At 67.8% G+C, this 17,534-nt stretch carries 16 protein-coding genes; 8 read left to right on the forward strand and 8 right to left on the reverse strand.

Going from position 1 to position 17,534, the window contains the following annotated elements; all coding sequences use genetic code 11:
- Positions 1-74 precede the first annotated feature (74 nt).
- Both FDA38_RS32985 and FDA38_RS32990 read left to right on the forward strand, forming a co-directional pair.
- A complete protein-coding gene (locus FDA38_RS32985) occupies positions 75-860 on the forward strand; it encodes an ABC transporter ATP-binding protein (RefSeq protein WP_137258094.1) in 786 nt (261 codons plus the stop codon).
- The gene (locus tag FDA38_RS32990; protein WP_137258095.1) at positions 857-3,322 is read left to right on the forward strand and encodes an ABC transporter permease; all 2,466 of its coding nucleotides are present in this window, start codon (positions 857-859) and stop codon (positions 3,320-3,322) included. The genes FDA38_RS32985 and FDA38_RS32990 overlap by 4 nt, the downstream gene beginning before the upstream one ends.
- Here the strand turns inward: FDA38_RS32990 and FDA38_RS32995 are convergent, their stop codons facing one another.
- Positions 3,323-3,940: an NADPH-dependent FMN reductase gene (locus FDA38_RS32995; protein ID WP_137258096.1), complete on the reverse strand. Its 618-nt coding sequence runs from the start codon at positions 3,938-3,940 to the stop codon at positions 3,323-3,325. It lies immediately after the preceding gene.
- Positions 3,941-3,999: 59 nt separating this feature from the next.
- Positions 4,000-4,674, reverse strand: coding sequence for a DedA family protein (locus FDA38_RS33000; RefSeq protein ID WP_137258097.1), 675 nt, complete (start codon positions 4,672-4,674; stop codon positions 4,000-4,002).
- A gap of 111 nt (positions 4,675-4,785) precedes the next feature.
- Between FDA38_RS33000 and FDA38_RS33005 the strand changes: the two genes are divergently transcribed.
- On the forward strand, positions 4,786-5,523 hold the full coding sequence (locus tag FDA38_RS33005) for a 6-phosphogluconolactonase (protein WP_137258098.1): 738 nt from the start codon (positions 4,786-4,788) through the stop codon (positions 5,521-5,523).
- On the opposite strand, the gene FDA38_RS33010 is transcribed toward FDA38_RS33005, so the two are convergent.
- On the reverse strand, positions 5,503-6,246 hold the full coding sequence (locus FDA38_RS33010) for an SDR family NAD(P)-dependent oxidoreductase (RefSeq protein ID WP_202877966.1): 744 nt from the start codon (positions 6,244-6,246) through the stop codon (positions 5,503-5,505). The genes FDA38_RS33005 and FDA38_RS33010 overlap by 21 nt on opposite strands.
- Positions 6,247-6,279: 33 nt before the next feature.
- Here FDA38_RS33010 and FDA38_RS33015 point away from each other — a divergent pair, with 33 nt between their 5' ends.
- Both FDA38_RS33015 and FDA38_RS33020 read left to right on the forward strand, forming a co-directional pair.
- On the forward strand, positions 6,280-6,840 hold the full coding sequence (locus FDA38_RS33015) for a TetR/AcrR family transcriptional regulator (RefSeq protein WP_137258100.1): 561 nt from the start codon (positions 6,280-6,282) through the stop codon (positions 6,838-6,840).
- 38 nt (positions 6,841-6,878) lie between these two features.
- Positions 6,879-7,184, forward strand: coding sequence for an ArsR/SmtB family transcription factor (locus tag FDA38_RS33020; RefSeq protein ID WP_137258101.1), 306 nt, complete (start codon positions 6,879-6,881; stop codon positions 7,182-7,184).
- Here FDA38_RS33020 and FDA38_RS33025 read toward each other — a convergent pair.
- The 4 genes from FDA38_RS33025 to FDA38_RS33040 all read right to left on the reverse strand — a co-directional run bounded on the left by FDA38_RS33025 (position 7,181) and on the right by FDA38_RS33040 (position 11,747).
- Positions 7,181-7,528 (reverse strand): VOC family protein, encoded by a 348-nt coding sequence (locus FDA38_RS33025; protein ID WP_137258102.1) that lies wholly within the window; start codon positions 7,526-7,528, stop codon positions 7,181-7,183. The two genes, FDA38_RS33020 and FDA38_RS33025, sit on opposite strands and share 4 nt — an antisense overlap.
- A 3-nt stretch (positions 7,529-7,531) precedes the next feature.
- Positions 7,532-8,347 carry a MerR family transcriptional regulator gene (locus FDA38_RS33030; protein WP_137258103.1) on the reverse strand — a complete coding sequence of 272 codons (816 nt, stop codon included), beginning with the start codon at positions 8,345-8,347 and terminating at the stop codon, positions 7,532-7,534.
- A gap of 170 nt (positions 8,348-8,517) precedes the next feature.
- Entirely contained in the window at positions 8,518-9,888 is a 1,371-nt protein-coding gene (locus FDA38_RS43270; protein ID WP_137258104.1) for a chitinase, read from the reverse strand.
- Positions 9,885-11,747 (reverse strand): ricin-type beta-trefoil lectin domain protein, encoded by a 1,863-nt coding sequence (locus FDA38_RS33040; protein ID WP_137258105.1) that lies wholly within the window; start codon positions 11,745-11,747, stop codon positions 9,885-9,887. Before FDA38_RS33040 ends, FDA38_RS43270 begins: the two co-directional genes overlap by 4 nt.
- 234 nt (positions 11,748-11,981) lie before the next feature.
- On the opposite strand from FDA38_RS33040, the gene FDA38_RS33045 reads away from it, so the two are divergent.
- Positions 11,982-13,208 carry a glycoside hydrolase family 16 protein gene (locus FDA38_RS33045; protein ID WP_137258106.1) on the forward strand — a complete coding sequence of 409 codons (1,227 nt, stop codon included), beginning with the start codon at positions 11,982-11,984 and terminating at the stop codon, positions 13,206-13,208.
- Here the strand turns inward: FDA38_RS33045 and FDA38_RS33050 are convergent.
- Positions 13,205-14,383 (reverse strand): ROK family transcriptional regulator, encoded by a 1,179-nt coding sequence (locus tag FDA38_RS33050; RefSeq protein ID WP_137258107.1) that lies wholly within the window; start codon positions 14,381-14,383, stop codon positions 13,205-13,207. The two genes, FDA38_RS33045 and FDA38_RS33050, sit on opposite strands and share 4 nt — an antisense overlap.
- Positions 14,384-14,615: 232 nt before the next feature.
- On the opposite strand from FDA38_RS33050, the gene FDA38_RS33055 reads away from it, so the two are divergent.
- Together FDA38_RS33055 and FDA38_RS33060 are read left to right on the forward strand one after the other, a co-directional pair.
- Positions 14,616-15,659: a LacI family DNA-binding transcriptional regulator gene (locus FDA38_RS33055; protein WP_137258108.1), complete on the forward strand. Its 1,044-nt coding sequence runs from the start codon at positions 14,616-14,618 to the stop codon at positions 15,657-15,659.
- Positions 15,660-15,824: 165 nt separating this feature from the next.
- On the forward strand, positions 15,825-17,507 hold the full coding sequence (locus FDA38_RS33060) for an ABC transporter substrate-binding protein (protein ID WP_137258109.1): 1,683 nt from the start codon (positions 15,825-15,827) through the stop codon (positions 17,505-17,507).
- Positions 17,508-17,534: the final 27 nt, after the last annotated feature.

The raw sequence follows: 17,534 nt of genomic DNA on the forward strand, positions 1-17,534 counted from the left end.
GTGGACTTTCACCCACCCCGTACGGTGGTCCAGCACCATGGGGCGGTACGTCGTTGCTCCGTAGCGTCGACGGCATGAGAAAGCGGAAGCAGGAAGCAGTCGACGGGACCGGATACTCGGTCGTCCTGCAGGACGTACGACGGGTCTACGGCCGTGGCGGGAACACCGTCACCGCCCTCAACGGGATCTCGATGAAGTTCGCCCCCGGCACCTTCACCGCGGTGATGGGTCCGTCGGGTTCTGGCAAGAGCACGTTCCTGCACTGCGCGGCCGGGCTCGACCGGCCGACGTCGGGCACCGTGCTGATCGACGGCATGGCGCTGGCCGGGCTGAGCGAGCGCCGGCTGACCGAGCTCCGCCGCGAGCGGATCGGCTTCGTGTTCCAGTCGTTCAACCTGCTGCCTGCGTTGACCGTCTGGCAGAACGTCTGCCTGCCGCAGGAGCTCGACGGCCGCCGCGTGAACAAGGCCGCGGTCCGCCAGGTCCTGGAGCGCGTCGGCTTGTCTGACAAGCAGAGGAGTCGCCCGGGCGAGCTGTCCGGCGGCCAGCAGCAGCGCGTCGCGATCGCTCGCGCCCTCGTCGCCCGTCCGGCGGTCATCTTCGCCGACGAGCCGACCGGCGCGCTGGACACGCAGACCGCGGCCGACGTACTCGAGCTGCTCCGTGAGCCGGTCCGCACCCAGGGCCAGACCGTCGTCATGGTCACCCACGATCCGGTCGCGGCGTCGTACGCCGACCAGGTCGTGTTCCTAGCCGACGGCGTACTAGCCGGCAGCCTGGCCACGCCGACGGCCGAACAGGTCGCCGACCGGATGACCCACCTCGGTGCGCGGTCCAACCTGCAGGTGGTGGCGGGATGATGCGCCAAGCCATCCGCACCTTGCGCCATCGCAAGAGCGGATTCATCGCCACGTTCGTCGCGGTCGTCTTCGGTACGGCGATCGTGATGGCCTGCGGCGGCCTGATGGAGACCGGCATCCGCTCCAACGTCGAACCCCAGCGCCTGGCCGGCACCTCGCTGGTTGTCACCGGCAAGCAGTCCCACCTCCGCCCCGGCGAAGAAGACGCCACTCCCCTGCCGGAACGCGTCGGCGTCCCCGTGGATGCCCTCGCCAAGATCCGTTCCACCCAAGGCGTTTCGTCCGCCGTCGGTGACTACACCTTCCCGGCAGTCGGCCCATCGGTTGCTGAAGGCCACAACTGGTCCAGCGCCGCATTGGCTCCGTATCACCTCACCAGCGGGCACGCGCCACGCTCCGGTGAAGTAGTGGTTTCGTCCGGTAAGCCGGGCGATCACCTTACTCTGATCGTCAACGGCGACCCCAAGACCTTCACCGTCAGCGGGATCGCCCCGACAGCAGGCACCAACGCCTTCCTCTCCGACGACGACGCCGCGCAGCTCGTCCGCAACCCGGACCGCTTCGCCGACGTCGGCGTACAAGTTGCCCCCGGCACCAACCTCGGCGACGTCAAGAAGAGCCTGGAGAAGCTGGACGGCAACCTCACCGTCCGCCAGGGCGTCGACCGCGGCCTGGCCGAGCACCCGGACGCCGAGTCTCACAAGACCGCGCTCATCGCGGTGGCCGGCTCGTTCGGCGGCATCGCGACGATGACGATGATGTTCGTCGTCGCCTCGACGCTCGCCCTGGCCGCGCAGCACCGCGAGCGCGAGTTCGCCCTCCTCCGCGGCATCGGTACGACGCCCGGTCAGGTCCGGCGGATGATCCTCGGCGAAGCACTTCTCGTCTCGCTGCCGGCCGTTGCGGTCGGAGTCATCCCGGGCACGTTCCTGGGACGGTTCCTCTTCGACCAGCTCAGCACGCACGGCGTCGCGTCGCCGGTGATCCAGTTCTCGCAGGGCTTGATCCCGTTCGCCGCCGGCGCAGGTGCCGCCGTACTCGCAGCCGTCGGTGCGGGTCTGATCGCGGCCCGGAAGTCCGCGAAGATCCGGCCGGTCGAGGCGCTCATGGAAGCGTCGCTGCAGCGGAAGTGGTTCAGCTGGATCCGGCTGCTGTTCGGCCTGCTGTTCCTCGGTGGTGGGCTCGCGCTGCTGATCGTCACCGCGACGGTGATGACCGGACCGCTCGCGGCCTCGACCGCAGGTCCGTCGATCCTCTGCTGGGCGATCGGTGTCGCGTTGCTCGGTCCGTTCTGGACCAAGGTCGTGCTCGCGTTCTGGCGGTGGCCGGTGCAGGCACTGACCCGGGTCAATGGTCGCCTCGCGATCCGCAACCTGTCGGCGCGGTCGGTCGCGATGTCGGCCGCTGTCATGCCGGTGATGCTTGCCGTCGGAATCTCGACCGCCAACCTGTACATGCAGACCACGCAGGTACACGCCTCCTCCGAGGCGTTCACGCGGGATCTGCGCGCCGACGCCGTACTGGTCTCGGACGCTGGTTTGTCGCCGGCACTGCTTCAGCAGGTTCGAAGCGTGCCTGGCGTGGCGAGCGCGTCGGCGTACGTCCGGAGCATCGGGGCGGTCGACGACCCGCGCAAGTCGCCGTTCGACGAGGACGGTGCGCCGGTGATCGGTGTGGACGCCCAGGGCGCGGACGGTACGGCGCCGGTCCGGCTGACGAGCGGATCGCTCGCCGGGCTGACCGGTTCGACCGTGGCGATCCCGGATTACATGGCCACGAAGACCGGCCGTGGAGTCGGGTCGGAGGTCTCGATGACGATGGGCGACGGGACCCCGGTGAAGCTGCGGGTGGTCGCGACGTTCGCGGCGGAACGCGGGTACGAGACGATCATGATGCCGGCGTCGTTGGTGGCCGCTCACACGACGGACGGTCTGACGAAGCAGATCCTCGTCCGCGCCGCACCAGGTGCCGACGTACGACCGGGGCTGGCGAAGTTGGCTGCGGCTCATCCGACTGTCCAGGTGGCTGACCGCAGTACGTTGGTCGCCGCGAACGCCGAAGATCTGCAGACGCAGGCGTGGGTCAACTACATGCTCGTCGGAATGCTGATCGCGTACACCGCGGTCTCGGTCGTCAACACGCTCGTCTCGTCGACCCTGCGCCGCCGCCGCGAGTTCGCGCTCCAACGCCTGACCGGCTCGACCCGATTCCAGGTCCTCCGCATGCTGTGGACCGAAAGCACCCTGGTCACCCTCGCCGGAGTCACGCTGGGCACCGCAGTAGCCCTGGCCTGCCTGCTCCCCTTCTCCGCGAAGGTCTCCAACAGCACGCTCCCCACCGGGCCCCTCTGGATCTACGGCGTCATCGTCGCCGCCGCCACGATCCTGACGTTCGGCTCAACCCTCCTCCCCGCAACCACAACCCTCCGCCACGCACCCACCCAACCCAGCTACAACGACTAGTTACCGGGCCGGCGTAGGTTCGGCCACCGGCTGGAGGGCGATCGTGGTGGCCTGGACGATGGCGGCGTTGGTGCGGATCCAGCTGGAGAGGACTACCTGGAGGTCCTCGAGGTCTCGTTCCTCGAGGATCACTCCGGGGACCGGCACGCTCGCGCCGAGTTCGGCGAGGACCGGGCGGAGGTGCTGGTCGGCGAGGAGCTTGTGGCTCGGGGCCGCGGAGACGGTGACCGGTACGACGACGGATCCGGCCAGCGCCGAAGGCCGCAGTACGTCGAGGAAGCTCTTCAGGAGACCGGTGTAGCTGCCCTTGTAGACCGGAGTGGCAACCACGATCACCGATGCCGACGACACCAGGTCGACCGCGCTCTCCAGTGCCGCGTGGTCCTCCTCGCCGGCGCGATCACCCTGGAAGATCGCCGGTGCGAACGTCACCAGGTCGATCAGCTCATCGATCCGGTACGGCGTACCGAGCTCGGAGGCGAGCAACTCCGCGACCGACGCCGCCGCGGCCGCCGTCCGCGAACCGGCCCGTGGATTGCCGACCACCGTGACCACGGACTGCGGCCAGACCGGCGCATCCTGGGGCACGACCTGCGACTCGAACGCGACTGAGGGCATCTGACCCAACTCCTGAGGCATCGGCAGTGATACCTCGAGCGTAGTCAAAGTCGAGCGCGCTACTTGACTTTCTCAGGATCTGAACGCCCGCGCAGCTTCACGACCACGAACCACACCACAGCGGCGACCGCGCCGGCTATCACCAGCTTCTGGAACACCCCGACCCCCGACTCGACCAGATGCCACCGCTCGCCGAGCTGGTAACCGGCCAGGATCAGCACCGAGTTCCACACCAGGCTCCCGAGCGCGGTCAGCGGCAGGAACAGTGCGACCCGCATCCGCTCCACCCCGGCCGGCACCGAGATCAGGCTCCGGACGACCGGAACCAGCCGCCCGATCAGCACCGCCTTGGGACCGTGCCGCAGGAACCACTCCTCGGCCTTGTCGACGTCAGCCACCTTCACCAACGGCAACTTCCCGGCGATCGCGCGAGTCCGATCCCGCCCGAGCGCCCGGCCCACGCCGTACAAGGCGAGCGCACCGACGACCGACCCCAGCGTGGTGAACACGATCGCGCTGACCAGCCCGAGATCACCCCGCGCCGCCGCGAACCCGGCCAGCGGCAGGATCACCTCACTCGGCAACGGCGGGAAGAGATTCTCCAGCGCGACCGCCAGCCCGGCACCCGCCGGTCCCATTCGCTCCATGAGATCGATCGCCCACCCGGCCACTCCACCGGTCGGCTCATGCGTCGCCTGCAGCGCGGTCATCATCACCTGATCCGTCGTCATCATGGGTGCGACGCTAGGTCCGCGGATGCGCCGCACACACTGGAGCCACCCACCGTACCGACCGGGGGAAAACCCCCGCTGTGAAAGGATTGACCGACGATAGAAAGGGTTCTGATGACAGTCGAGCACGCTCCCCGGATCAGCACGCACCCGTCGCGCGAAGAGCTCGGCCGGGCCGCGGCCACCGCAGCCGCCGAGCAGATCCGCAAGGCGATCGCAGCGACCGGACGCGCGCGGATCATGCTGGCCGCCGCACCGAGCCAGACCGCGACGCTCGCGGCCCTCGCCGTGGAGCCGGACATCGACTGGACCCGCGTCGAGTGCTTCCACATGGACGAGTACGTCGACCTGTCGCCGGACGCCCCGCAGTCGTTCCGGAACTGGCTGCATCGGAGCTTCTTCGATCAGGTGCCGCAGGCAACCTTCCACCCGATGGCGCCGGAAGCCGGCCCGGACGGCTACGCGGAGCTGATGGGCGACGAGCCGTTCGACCTCGTCCTGTTCGGGCTCGGCGTCAACGGCCACCTGGCCTTCAACGACCCGCCCGCCGACTTCGACGACCCGCGCGCCGCGAAGATCGTCGCGCTGGACGAGACCAGCCGCCGCCAGCAGGTCGACGAGGGCAACTTCGCCACGATGGACGACGTACCCACCCACGCCGTCACGGTGACGATCCCCCGCCTGCTCAACGCGCAGGCTCTCATCGGCTCGGTCCCCGGATCAGTCAAGCGACAGGCCGTCCACGACACCCTCACGCAGCCGATCAGCCCCGACTATCCCGGCACGGCGCTGCGCACCCACGCCGACATACAGCTCTTCCTCGACACAGAATCAGCCAACGCCGAGGTGTAGACCGCCGGACGCATCCACCACCTGACCCGTGATCCACCGCGCCTCGGGTGAGGCCAGGAACGCGACCACCTCGGCGACATCCTCACCGCTGCCCAGCCGGCCGAGCGCGGTGTGACTGACGATCAGCTCCGACAACCCCGGAGTCTCGAAGATCGCCCCGTTCGCCTCGGTTCGCGTCGCGCCCGGCGCCACAGCGTTCACCGTGATGCTCCGACGACCAAGCTCTTGCGCCAGCGTGCGAGTCATCGTCTCGACGGCGCCCTTCGTCATCGCGAACGAGGTCTGCGTCGGGTTCGCCATCCGGGTCGCGACCGAAGAGACCGAGATGATCCGCCCTCCGTCGGCCAATACCGGCAGCAGCCGCTGGATCAGGAAGTACGGCGCGCGCACGTTCACCGCCATCAACCGATCGAACGCTTCCACCGAGTCCGTACCGATCGGCCCGGCCGGCGGCGCCGCGGCGTTGTTCACCAACACGTCCAGCCGTCGACCCGACAGCCCCGCAGCCAGTTGCTCAACCACGGCGTCGGCATCCCCCGGCACACCAAGCTCGGCCCCGATCACGAACCCGCGACCACCGATCCGCTCGAGCGTCTCCTCCGCGCCGGCCTTGTCCTGGTTGTAATGCACCGCCACCTCGGCCCCCGCCGCAGCCAGCCGCTCGGCGATCGCCCGCCCGATGCCGCGCGACGCACCCGTCACCAACGCAACCCTGTCATTCATGTTAGAAACTATCATGTTGTTAGTATCTACCACATGAGCTTGAGGGACCGCCAGCGCGCCGACACCCGGCAACGCATCCAGCGCCAGGCACTCCGCCTGTTCAGCGACCAGGGGTACGACGCGACCACGGTCAACCAGGTGGCCGACGCGGCCGGCGTCTCGGCGATGACCGTCTACCGGAACTTCCCCACCAAGGAAGACCTCGTCCTGTACGACGACTTCGACCAACTGGCCGCAACTTCGATCGCGGACCTCCCGCCGACCGGGGCCCTCACCGACCGCATCGGCCGCGCCATCCTCGCCACCCTCGATCAGGCGAGCACGGACCTCCTCCTCGTCCGCCTACAGCTGATGATCTCGACGCCGGCCCTGCAAGCCCGCCACCTGGACAGCCAGTTCCGCCTGCAGAACGCGTTCGTCACAGCAATCTGCGCCGACGACCCCACCCTCGAGTACGCCGCCCAAGCAGCCGCCAGCGCCTGCCTGGGCGTAACCCATGTCGCACTGCTCCGCTGGGCCGCCGCCAACGGCGAACCCAACCTGCCCAACCTCTTCCGCGAGGCCTTCGCGGCCACCTTCGGGCACACGCTCTGAACAGCGTGAAAAGTGAGGAATCGGGTTATATTCCTGGTATGGCAACTACGTTCGAGGTGTTGGCGGAGCCTCGGCGCCGGGACATCCTCGATCTGTTGCGGGCCGGCGAGCGACCCGTCGGCGAGCTTGTCGACGCGCTGTCCCTCAGCCAGCCCGCGGTGTCGAAACATCTGAAAGTACTGCGCGACGCCGGGCTGGTGGAGGTCCGTCACGACGCCCAGCGCCGCTGGTACCGCCTCCGCCCGGCGCCGCTGGCCGAGGTCGACGCCTGGCTGGCGCCGTACCGCGACCTGTGGCGCGACCGCCTCGACGCGCTCGAAGCGCATCTCGACCAGATGGACTAGTGCTCGGCCACGTCGAAGACGTTGCCTTCGGGGTCGGCCAGCGTGATCCAGTGCGTGCCGTACTCGGTGTGCTCGTCGACGCGCTTGGCACCGAGCCCGACGATGCGGTCGACCTCGGCGGCCCAGTCGGTCGCGGCGAGGTCGACATGCAGGCGGTTCTTGCCGTTGCGCGGCTCGGGGACCTGCAGGAACATCAGCGTCGGCCCGTCCGCGGCCCGGTTCACGGTCGCGAAGAACTCGTTGCCGTCAGCATCGACCTCGGTGGAGAGGACGCCGGCCCAGAAGGCGGCCAGCGTCGCCGCGTCGGCGCAGTCGAAGGCGATGTTCTCAAGGGAAATGGACACGGTTCAGCCTTTCAGGGAAGGGATCTGCCGGATCGGCCAGCAGACTTCGGTTCGGTAGTCGGCCGGATCGGCCACGTCGCCCGGGCCGATCGGGTACAGCTCACGGATCGGGCCTGGTGCGACCTCGCAGTACTCCGCGACGTGGCTGCCGAGGGCGCCGTACGTGCGGTCGAAGTCGGTCATCGGCCCGGCGTGGACGGCGATCGCGAAGTACCCGCCGGGGAGGTCGACGAGCTCCACCCCGTCGGCCGGCGCCTGGTCGGGCGCGACCGGCAGGAAGGCGACGACCTCGCCCTTGTCGTCGGTGAAGAACTCGTCGCTGTACGTCGCTCCCGCGGTCGCGCGGATGTCGCGGCCCACCTCGTCGAGTCGCCCGAAGGCGTAGCCGCACCAGGGGCCGATCTCGTCTCGGGGTACTTGTCCGCGGACGCCATACGCACGGAACGACGGGATGAACCGGTACTCGACGTCGAGGACCGGCTGACCGGGGGTGAGGAGCTCGCGCAGTGACACGACTACGTCGCGGGTGTGCTGGAGCTCCTGCTCCATCCGCTCGAGGTGCGTGCGCAGGCGTTCCTCGCGGGCCGTGCCGTCGCCGGCGTCGACCACGGCTTGTACGTCGGCGAGCGGCATCCGCAGTTCGCGTAACCGGCGGATCAGCTGCGCGGTGTCGACTTGCGCGGTGCTGTACCGCCGGTAGCCGGACGAAGCGTCAACCGAGGCTGGCGCAAGCAGGCCGATCTCGTGGTAGTGGTGCAGAGTCTTCACACTCAGATGCGTCAGGCGGGAGAACTCCCCCACCGTCACCGTCGCCGTCATGCGACAAGCTTCCACCCTCCGGTAACCGGAGGGTCAACAAGCACCCGCCCGCGACGCTTCGCGTCGCGGGCGGGCTGAAGGAAAGGCGATCCAGCGGACAGCCGCCGGGGGCGGTGGGGCAGCACCCCCGCCACCCACCCGATGGAGTGGCGGGGCTGCTGCGATCACCTTCAGCCGCGGTAGCGGCCTATTACCTTGCTGAAGTCCCAGGGGTTCTGGGAGATGCCGGAGCAGCTGTCGGCGCTGCCGCCTGTGCACGGGCGGTCGCGGTTCGCCGACCAGAACGTGAAGCGGGCCAGGTGGTGCTCGGACGCGTACGACAGGATCGACTCGAAGTCGGACAGGTTCACCCGCTCACCGGCGTTGTCGGTGTTCCCGTTCATCGACGAGATACCGATCTTCCGGTACGCCGCGTCGTCGCTCAGCCCGTACGCCGCCTTCACCTGGTTCTTCAGCCCGTCGGCCGCCTGCCGCGTCAGCGTGCCCATGTTGTTCGACCCGCCACCGAAGTCGAACGGCATGATCACCCAGCCGTCCAGGTTCAGCCCGGACGCCGCGCCACGGTGGATCAGGTCCTGCCCGTTGCCATCCGGCCCGGACGTCGTCGTACCGAAGGTCAGGTAGGTCGTGATCCCCGCGTTGTTCTGCTCGATGATCTTCAGCGCGTCGATGACCTTCTGCCGGACCGCCGGCTGCGCCACCTCCTGGTCCTCGATGTCGATGTCGATCGCCTTCAGCGACAACGCGTTGATCACCTTCTGGTACGCCGCTGCGAGCTCACTCGCCGACCCGCAGCTCTGCCCCAGCTTGTTCCCGGACCAGCCGCCGAACGACACCACGACGTCGCCGCCGTTGGACCGGATCGTGTTGATCGCCTGCTGGTCCGCGCCGCCGGTCAGCGGCCGGCCGCCGTCCCACTGCGGGTTGCAGTACCCGCTGGACAGGATGAACGCCATCGTGAACCACTTCACCCCGGACGCGTTCATCACGGTCGCCGGGTTCGGCGGGTCACCCCAGCCCTCGTACAGGTACGGCGCTGCCGCCATCGGCGCGCCACCCGTCGGCGGCGGACCGTCGTCCGAGGCCGGAGCGTTCCACTTCTGGTTCGCCGCCCCCGTGCAGCTCCACAGCTGCAGCGGCGTACCGTTCGCGGAATTGTTGCCGGTGACATCGAGACACTTGTTCGCCTGCGGGTTCACCAGATCGCGCCCGGCCGTGTAGGTCCACTGCTGCGCGGCACTGCCGTTACAGGTCCACAGCTGGACGCGAGCGCCGTTGGCCACGGATCCGCCCGACACATCCAGACACTTGCCGAGGGCCCGCAATGTCCCGTCACTCGACCGGCTCCACTGCTGCGCGCCGGTGCCGTTGCAGTCGTACAGCTGGACCGCCGTACCGTCCGCACTGTTCGCGGCCGCCACGTCCGCACACTTCCCGGCCAGCCCGGTGATCGCCCCGGTCGCCGCCTGCGCCGGAGTTGCCGTCATCAACAGACCGGCGCCGAGCACCAGTGCCCCGACTACTGCCGCCACGCGCTTCATGACACGCTCCACTTCTGGTTCGCGGCACCGGTGCAGCTCCACAGCTGCAACGGCGTACCGTTCGCGGAATTGTTGCCCGTGACATCGAGACACTTGTTCGCCTGTGGATTCACCAGATCTCTCCCGCTCGTGTAGGTCCATTGCTGGGCGGCGCTGCCGTTGCACGAATACAGCTGCACCTTCGCGCCGTTGGCGACGGAGCCGGCGTTGACGTCGAGGCACTTGCCGAGGGCACGGATCGTCCCGTCACCGGGCCGGTCCCACTGCTGGGCCGTCGTACCGTTGCAGTCGTAGAGCTGCACCGCCGTACCGTCCGCGCTGTTGGCTCCCGCGACGTCGATGCACTTGCCGCCGAGGCCGGTGATCTGACCGCCGCCGCCACCGCCGCCGCTCTGGTTCCCGGACCAGGTGAACGTCGCCGAGGTCTTGGTCGGAAGCGTGTAGGTGAAGGACTGGGAGCCCCAGTTCACCCGCACCGACTGCGAGCTGCCGGTGGTGTTGAACGCGATCAGCGCCTTCGAGCCGTCCGGGTTCTTCCAGGCCACGTTCTTCACCGAGCTGTTCGCGGTCGAGTCGATCCGCAGCGCGCCCGGCTTCACGAACTTGGTCAGGTGGCCCATCGTGTAGTACTCGACGGTCTTGGTGACCTGACCGCGCTGACTGTCGTTGCGGTGCACGGTGACGAGTCCGGTGCAGACGTTGCAGCCGGAGCCGACGTACGGCAGGTGGTTCTCGTCCAGCGCGATACCCCACTTGACCCACGACTTGTCCCAGTTGCGGGTGTAGTCGATCAGGTTGTTCATGTCCTCGACCTGCTGGTTCGCGATCCAGGTGCCGCCCGAGTGCTCGGTCATGTACGCGTTCACGTTCGGGAACTGGTTGTGGATCTGCGTCTGCAGGTTCACGTCACCGCCGTACCCGTGCCAGGCGATCCCGCCGAAGTTCGGATCGTTGCGCAGGGCAGCGTCCGCGATCGGGACCGAACCGAGGTCGTTGTAGTTGCCCCAGTTGTAGTCGAGGATCAGCACCTTGGTCGTCAGCCCGGCGGCGTGCAGCGCCGGCATCAGGTTGTTCTTGGTGAACTCCAGCAGCCCGGAGCCGTTCCAGTTCATCGACGCGTAGCCGGTGCTGTCGGTACCGCAACAGGTCGGCTCGTTCTGCACCGAGACGTAGTCGATGTGGTTACCCTGGGCCTCGTTCTGCTGCAGGTACTTGACGAAGTACTGCGCGTACATCGGGTAGTACTCGGCCTTCAGCCAGCCGCGGTGGACGAAGTCGTTGTTGTCCTTCATCCAGGCCGGCGCGCTCCACGGCGAACCCATCACCTTGACCGCCGGGTTGAGCTGCCGGGCCTGCTTGGTCAGCGGTACGACGTCCGCCAGGTCGTGCTGGATGCTGAAGTCGTTCAGGTCGCAGCAGGTGTCGTCGAACGAGTAGTTGAACCGGGCCAGGTCGGACGCGCCCATCGGGTTGCGGATGAAGGCCAGGCCGATCCCGTCGACCGGGTCGAACAGGTCCTTCATCACCTGGTTGCGAGTCGCGGCCGAGATCGTGTTGCTGCTGTTCAGCAGCCAGGCGGAGCTGTCGGCGAACGAGGCGCCGCCGCCCTCGAAGGACTGGTACGTCGTGTTCTCGTTGACCGTGATGGTCTGGTTCGCCGATCCGCCGGCCGGGCTGAAGGCGACCGGGGTCTGCTGCTGCAGGCCGCGGGTGACGTTCTGGCCGGCGCTGTCGTTGGTGGTGGTCAGCCAGATGTTGACCTGCTCGCCGGCGGCCTGCGCCGGTGGAGCGGTGCCGATGCCGATTCCGGCGGCGGCCGCGCAGAGCGCAGCGACCACGAGCGGCAGGAAGCGTTTCATGGGGCGGTTCTCCCTTTGTATAAAGGAGTTTGGGGCGGTGTAGTTGCCGCGTCTGCCCGCGCCGCAACTGGTGGTCAGCAAGAGGTAACCATCCGTGCAAACCGGTGTCAACGTCGAAACCGAGACTTTTTTCAGATCTTTTATTTAGTCCCGGGGTTGACCTGAGAGCGTTCTCACGGCACGCTGCGGTCCAATTCCTGTCCTCATTCAGACGCCCCCGGAAATGAGGTACTCATGAAGCGTCCCCGCATGCTCGCGATCCTCGCGATCGGTGCCGCACTGGCCGGCACCGCGCTCCTCCAGCCTGCAGCCACAGCTCATCAGCAGGCCGCTGCCGCCACCACGGCAACGATCTGGGAGGACAACTTCGACGGCCCCTCCGGCCAGGCCCCCGACCCCGCCAAGTGGCGGTACGACATCGGCGGCAGCGGCTGGGGCAACGACGAGCGCGAGTACTACACCAACAGCACCCGCAACTCCGCCCTCGACGGCAACGGCAACCTGGTGATCACGGCCCGGCAGGAGAACGCCGGCTACCAGTGCCACTACGGACCGTGCCAGTACACGTCGGCCCGGCTGCTGACCGCGCAGACCTTCACCCAGACGTACGGCCGGTTCGAAGCGCGGATCAAGATCCCGCGCGGACAGGGGATCTGGCCCGCGTTCTGGATGCTCGGCGGCGGCAACTGGCCGAACGACGGCGAGATCGACATCATGGAGAACATCGGCAGGGAGCCCGCGACCGTGCACGGCACGATCCACGGACCGGGGTACTCCGGCGCCGGCGGGATCGGTGCCGCGTACAACCATCCGAACGGCTGGTCGTTCGCCGACGACTTCCACACGTTCGCGGTCGACTGGGCCCCGGACTCGATCACCTGGTACGTCGACGGCGTGCAGTACGAGCGCCGTACGCCGGCCGATCTGAACGGGAACACCTGGGTCTTCAACCACCCGTTCTTCATGATCCTGAACCTCGCGGTCGGCGGCTACTGGCCGGGCTACCCCGACGGTACGACGCAGATGCCGCAGACCATGACCGTCGACTACGTCCGCGTCTCCACGCTGGGCAGCTCCGGCGGAGGCGGCTCGCAGATCACCGGCCTGGCCGGCAAGTGCCTGGACGTCGCCGGCGCGAACGCTGCGGACGGTACGACGGTCCAGCTGTACGACTGCAACGGTACGAACGCCCAGAAGTGGAGCCGCCCCGGCGACGGCACGATCCGTGCCCTGGGCAAGTGCCTGGACGTCGCGAACGCCGGCGTTGCCGACGGCACCAGAGTTCAACTGGCCACGTGCAACGGCAACGCGGCCCAGCAATGGACCTACACAGGTGGGCACGACCTGGTGAATCCGCACGCCAACAAGTGCCTCGATGTCACCGGCAACAACTCCGCCAACTCGACCCCGACGCAGGTCTGGACCTGCACCGGCGGTGCGAACCAGAAGTGGACCGTCTAACGAGGTAGCGCGCCACCGTCGCGCAACAACCGCACCACGGGAAGGGTCGCGGCGCCGAGTGCTACGGCGTCGCGGCCCAGCTCGCACAGCACGATCGACACCTGCGCGTACGGCCGGCGCAGGGCGTGCTTGCCCACCTCGGCGCGAAGTTCGTCCAGGTGCTTCTCACCGAGCAGCAGACCGGCCCAGCCGCCGAGCACGATGCGCTCGGGGTTGACGAGGTTGACCAGGTTCGCGAATCCCGCGGCCAGGTAGCCGATCGTGTCCGCGATGATGGTTGCCGCCGGCTCCGAAGTCGACGACAGCAGCTCGACGAAGGCGGTCTCCTCGTCGCCCTCGACCAGCCCGCCGGCCTCACGGTACCGATCGAGAACACCTTCCGCGCCGACGTACGCCTCGAGGCAGCCGAGCGCGCCGCAGCGGCACTGGCGCCCGCCGTACACGATCGTCATGTGGCCCCACTCGCCCGCGCTGCTGCGGGTGCCGCGATAACTGGATCCCCCGGCCACAAGGGCGGAGCCGACACCGGAGCCGACCAGCGCCACGACCGCATCGGTCGCGCCGCGGCCCGCACCGAAGTACATCTCGGCCTGGCCGAGCATGTTCGCGCCGTTGTCGACGTGTACCGGGATATCGGTGCCCTCAGCAAGCATCTCGGCGAGCGGAACGGCCTCCCAGCCGAGGGTCTGCGCGTCGACGACCGCGTTGTCCTCGACCACGCCGGCGACCGCGACACCGAGGCCGAGAACCTGCGAAGGCTGGAGGCCGGACGTCGCGATGACGCTCGAAAGCCCTTCCAGTACGTGCTTCACGACCTCTGCCGGCGTCGGCGAGCTGATCGGATGATCGGCGCGGGCAAGCACGTTCATCGCGAGGTCGAACAGCTCCACCCGGACACGGGTCTCACCGACCTCGGCGCCGACGACGTACCGGAACGTCGGTGCGACCCGCAGCAGCACGCGCGGGCGGCCGCCCTCGGACTCGACCGAGCCGGCCTCCTCGACCACGCCCTCGGTGATCAGCTCGGCGACCAGGTTGCTCACGCTCGCGGCGCTGAGCGACGTCCGCACGGTCAGCTCCTGGCGGCTCAGCGGACCCTCGCGGTAGATGCTGGTGAGGATCACCGAGCGGTTGGACCGGCGCATGTCACGCACCGTGGTCCGGCGTACTTCCATCCTTACCTCACCCTGCCCGGCCCCGGGCGGGCCACTCGAACCCGAGTCCATCATGCCGTCCGGCAGCACGGAAGAGCTCCCTTCTTCCAGGTCGTGAACTAAGACTCGATTCGTTACCGCTCCGTGATTGACGGTGACTTGCGGCTCAGCTTTGATCTACGGAACCGCTTCCGAAACCGGTTCCGACCGGTTGATCCGCCCAGCACCCCGACCGCCCGAGGGGAGATTCAGCGTGTCCATCACCATCGCCGATGTCGCGGCCCGCGCCGGTGTCAGCAAGACCACCGTGTCGCGCGTCCTCAACGGCAAGGGCGAGCTGGACCTCCGCACCGCCGAGCGCGTCCGCCAGGTGATCGAGGAGCTCGGGTACGTGCCGAGCGCCCGCGCGGTCGGCCTGGCCCGCGGCCGGACCCGGATCGTCGGAATGCTGGTCCCGTCGCTCACCTGGCCCTGGATGGGCGAGGTGCTGCAGGGCGCGGTCGACGTGGTCGAGAGCGAGGGGTACGGCCTGCTGCTGTTCACCTTCAACCGGGGTGCGGAATCCATGCAGCAGTTCGCCTCCCAGGTCTCGTCGCAGTCGTTCGACGGCCTGCTGGTGATCGAGCCGGAAGGCACGCTCACCTTCATCGAGCAACTCCACGCGCGTGGTCTGCCGGTGGTCCTGATCGACGACCGCGACAAGCGCCCGCAGTTCCCGTCCGTCGCCACCACGAACTACGCCGGCGGCGAGTCCGCCGCCCGGCACCTGCTGGAGCTCGGTCGTCGCCGGCCACTGGTGATCACCGGCGTCGAGCGCTTCGGCTGTACCCACGAACGCCTGGACGGCTTCCGCGGCACCTACGCGCAGGCCGGTATCGAGCTCGACCAGAGACTCGTGTTCGAAGGCGATTTCACCCATGAGAGCGGACGCCGCGGCGTCCAGTACGCGCTCGACGAACGACTCGACTTCGACGCGGTCTTCGCGCACAACGACCTGTCCGCCGGCGGTGCCATCCAGGCCGTCCGGGAGACCGGGCGGAACGTGCCGAACGACGTGTCGGTGGTCGGGTTCGACGACATCCCGTACGCCGAACACACCGAACCGCCGCTGACCACGGTGCATCAGCCGATGCGCCAGATGGGTCAGGCCGCGGCCCGGATGCTGATGGGGTACTTCGGCGGCACGCCGCTGCCCGAGACCCCGCAGGTGCTGCCGACGACGCTGATCGTCCGCAGCTCAACCGCCCCGAAAGTCGATTCCCGGACCAGACCCGCCCCGAAACACCGGTCCCGCTAGAAGACTCCGGCGGCGGGACAGCTGCCCCTGTTCCGCCGCCGGCGTACCTCCCGACACCGAACCGATATGGCGTTCGCTCTTCCGATGAGAGCGTTCTCACGCCACGATGCACTGGCCCACCGGCTCAGGGTGGGCCATCCGCCAACAGATGCACAGGAGGAACCGATGCGAGCACGACGTACCGTCGCGCTGGCCCTCACGGGCTTGCTCGCGGCAGCCACGCTGGCTGCCTGCAGTAACGGGGACGGGAAGACCGAAAGCAGCGGGTCGAGCAGTGGCGCGACCGTGCTGAACATCGGCATGCCGAACGGGCCGCAGACCGAGAACCACAACCCGTTCCTCGGCTCCTCCGCCGGCGCCTCGTTGGGCTACCGCTGGATGATCTTCGAGCCGCTGGTGATGATCAACGGGATCAAGCCGACCGAGCCGGGCAAGCCCTGGCTGGCGACCGAGTGGACGTGGGACGCGAATTACACCAAGCTCTCGCTGACCATCCGGGACGGCGTGAAGTTCTCCGACGGCCAGCCGATGACCGCCGACGACGTCGCGTACTCGTTCGAGCTGCGGAAGAAGTACGACGGCCTGAACCAGGACGCGATCCCGTACGGCACGATCACCGCGTCCGGCAACAAGGTGGACCTGACCTTCACCCGGTCGCAGTTCACCAACCAGAACAAGATCCTGACCGTCTTCGTGGTCCCGAAGCACCAGTGGTCCACGCTCAAGGACCCGACCCAGGACACGCTGAAGAACCCGATCGGCACCGGCCCGTACACGGTCAAGTCGTTCACCCCGCAGACCACCACGCTGACGTTGCGGGACTCGTACTGGCAGGACCTCCCGAAGGTCAAGGAACTGCGGTACACGTCGTACAACGACAACAACGCGCAGACCACCGCGCTGGCCAACGGCTCGTCGGAGTGGAGCTTCGTCTTCGTCCCGAACGTCAAGGCCGTCTACCAGGACAAGGACCCGAAGAACCACAAGCTCTGGTTCCCGGCGAACCTCGGTATCCACGGTCTGTGGATCAACACCACCAAGAAGCCGTTCGACAACCCGGCCCTGCGCCGTGCGATGAACCTGGTGATCAACCGCGACGACATCTTCAACCAGGGTGAGGCCGGCTACTTCTACCCGAAGGTCGAGTCCGTCACCGGGATCCCGACCCCGGCCGGTGACTCGTTCATCGCCCCGGAGTACAAGGACAAGAAGCACGCGGTCGACGTCGACGGCGCGAAGAAGGAGCTCACCGACGCGGGCTTCAAGCTCGAGGGCGACGTACTGAAGGACCCGACCGGCAAGCCGGTGACGATCACGCTGACCGACCCGGCCGGCTGGTCCGACTACATCACCGACCTGGAGATCATCAAGGACAACCTGTCCACGATCGGCATCAAGGCGACCGTCGACAAGGCCAACCAGGACGCGTGGTTCAAGAACATCGACGAGGGCAACTTCGACGCCGCGATGCACTGGACCAACGGCGGCGCGACGCCGTTCGACATCTACCAGAACATCATGGACGGCAAGATCCTGAAGCCGGTCGGCAAGGGCGGCGTGAGCGGCAACTACGGCCGGTTCAACAGCCCGGAGGCGACCAAGGCGCTGGACCAGTACGCCAACGCCGCGGACGACGCGACCCGCACCACCGCGCTGAACACGCTGCAGAAGATCATGGTCGAGCAGATGCCGATCATCCCCACCTCGGCGTCCAACGTCGGCGGTCTCTACAGCACGAAGAACTGGGTCGGCTGGCCCGATGAGCAGAACCAGTACGGGCCGGCGCAGCCGACCCAGCAGAACGCTCTGCAGATCATCCTCAACCTGAAGCCCGCCGGCAGCCAGTGATTCCGGACCGCGGCGCCGGGGGCCACT

The sequence above is a fragment of the Kribbella jiaozuonensis genome, assembly GCF_005233875.1.
Classification (GTDB): Bacteria; Actinomycetota; Actinomycetes; order Propionibacteriales; family Kribbellaceae; genus Kribbella; species Kribbella jiaozuonensis.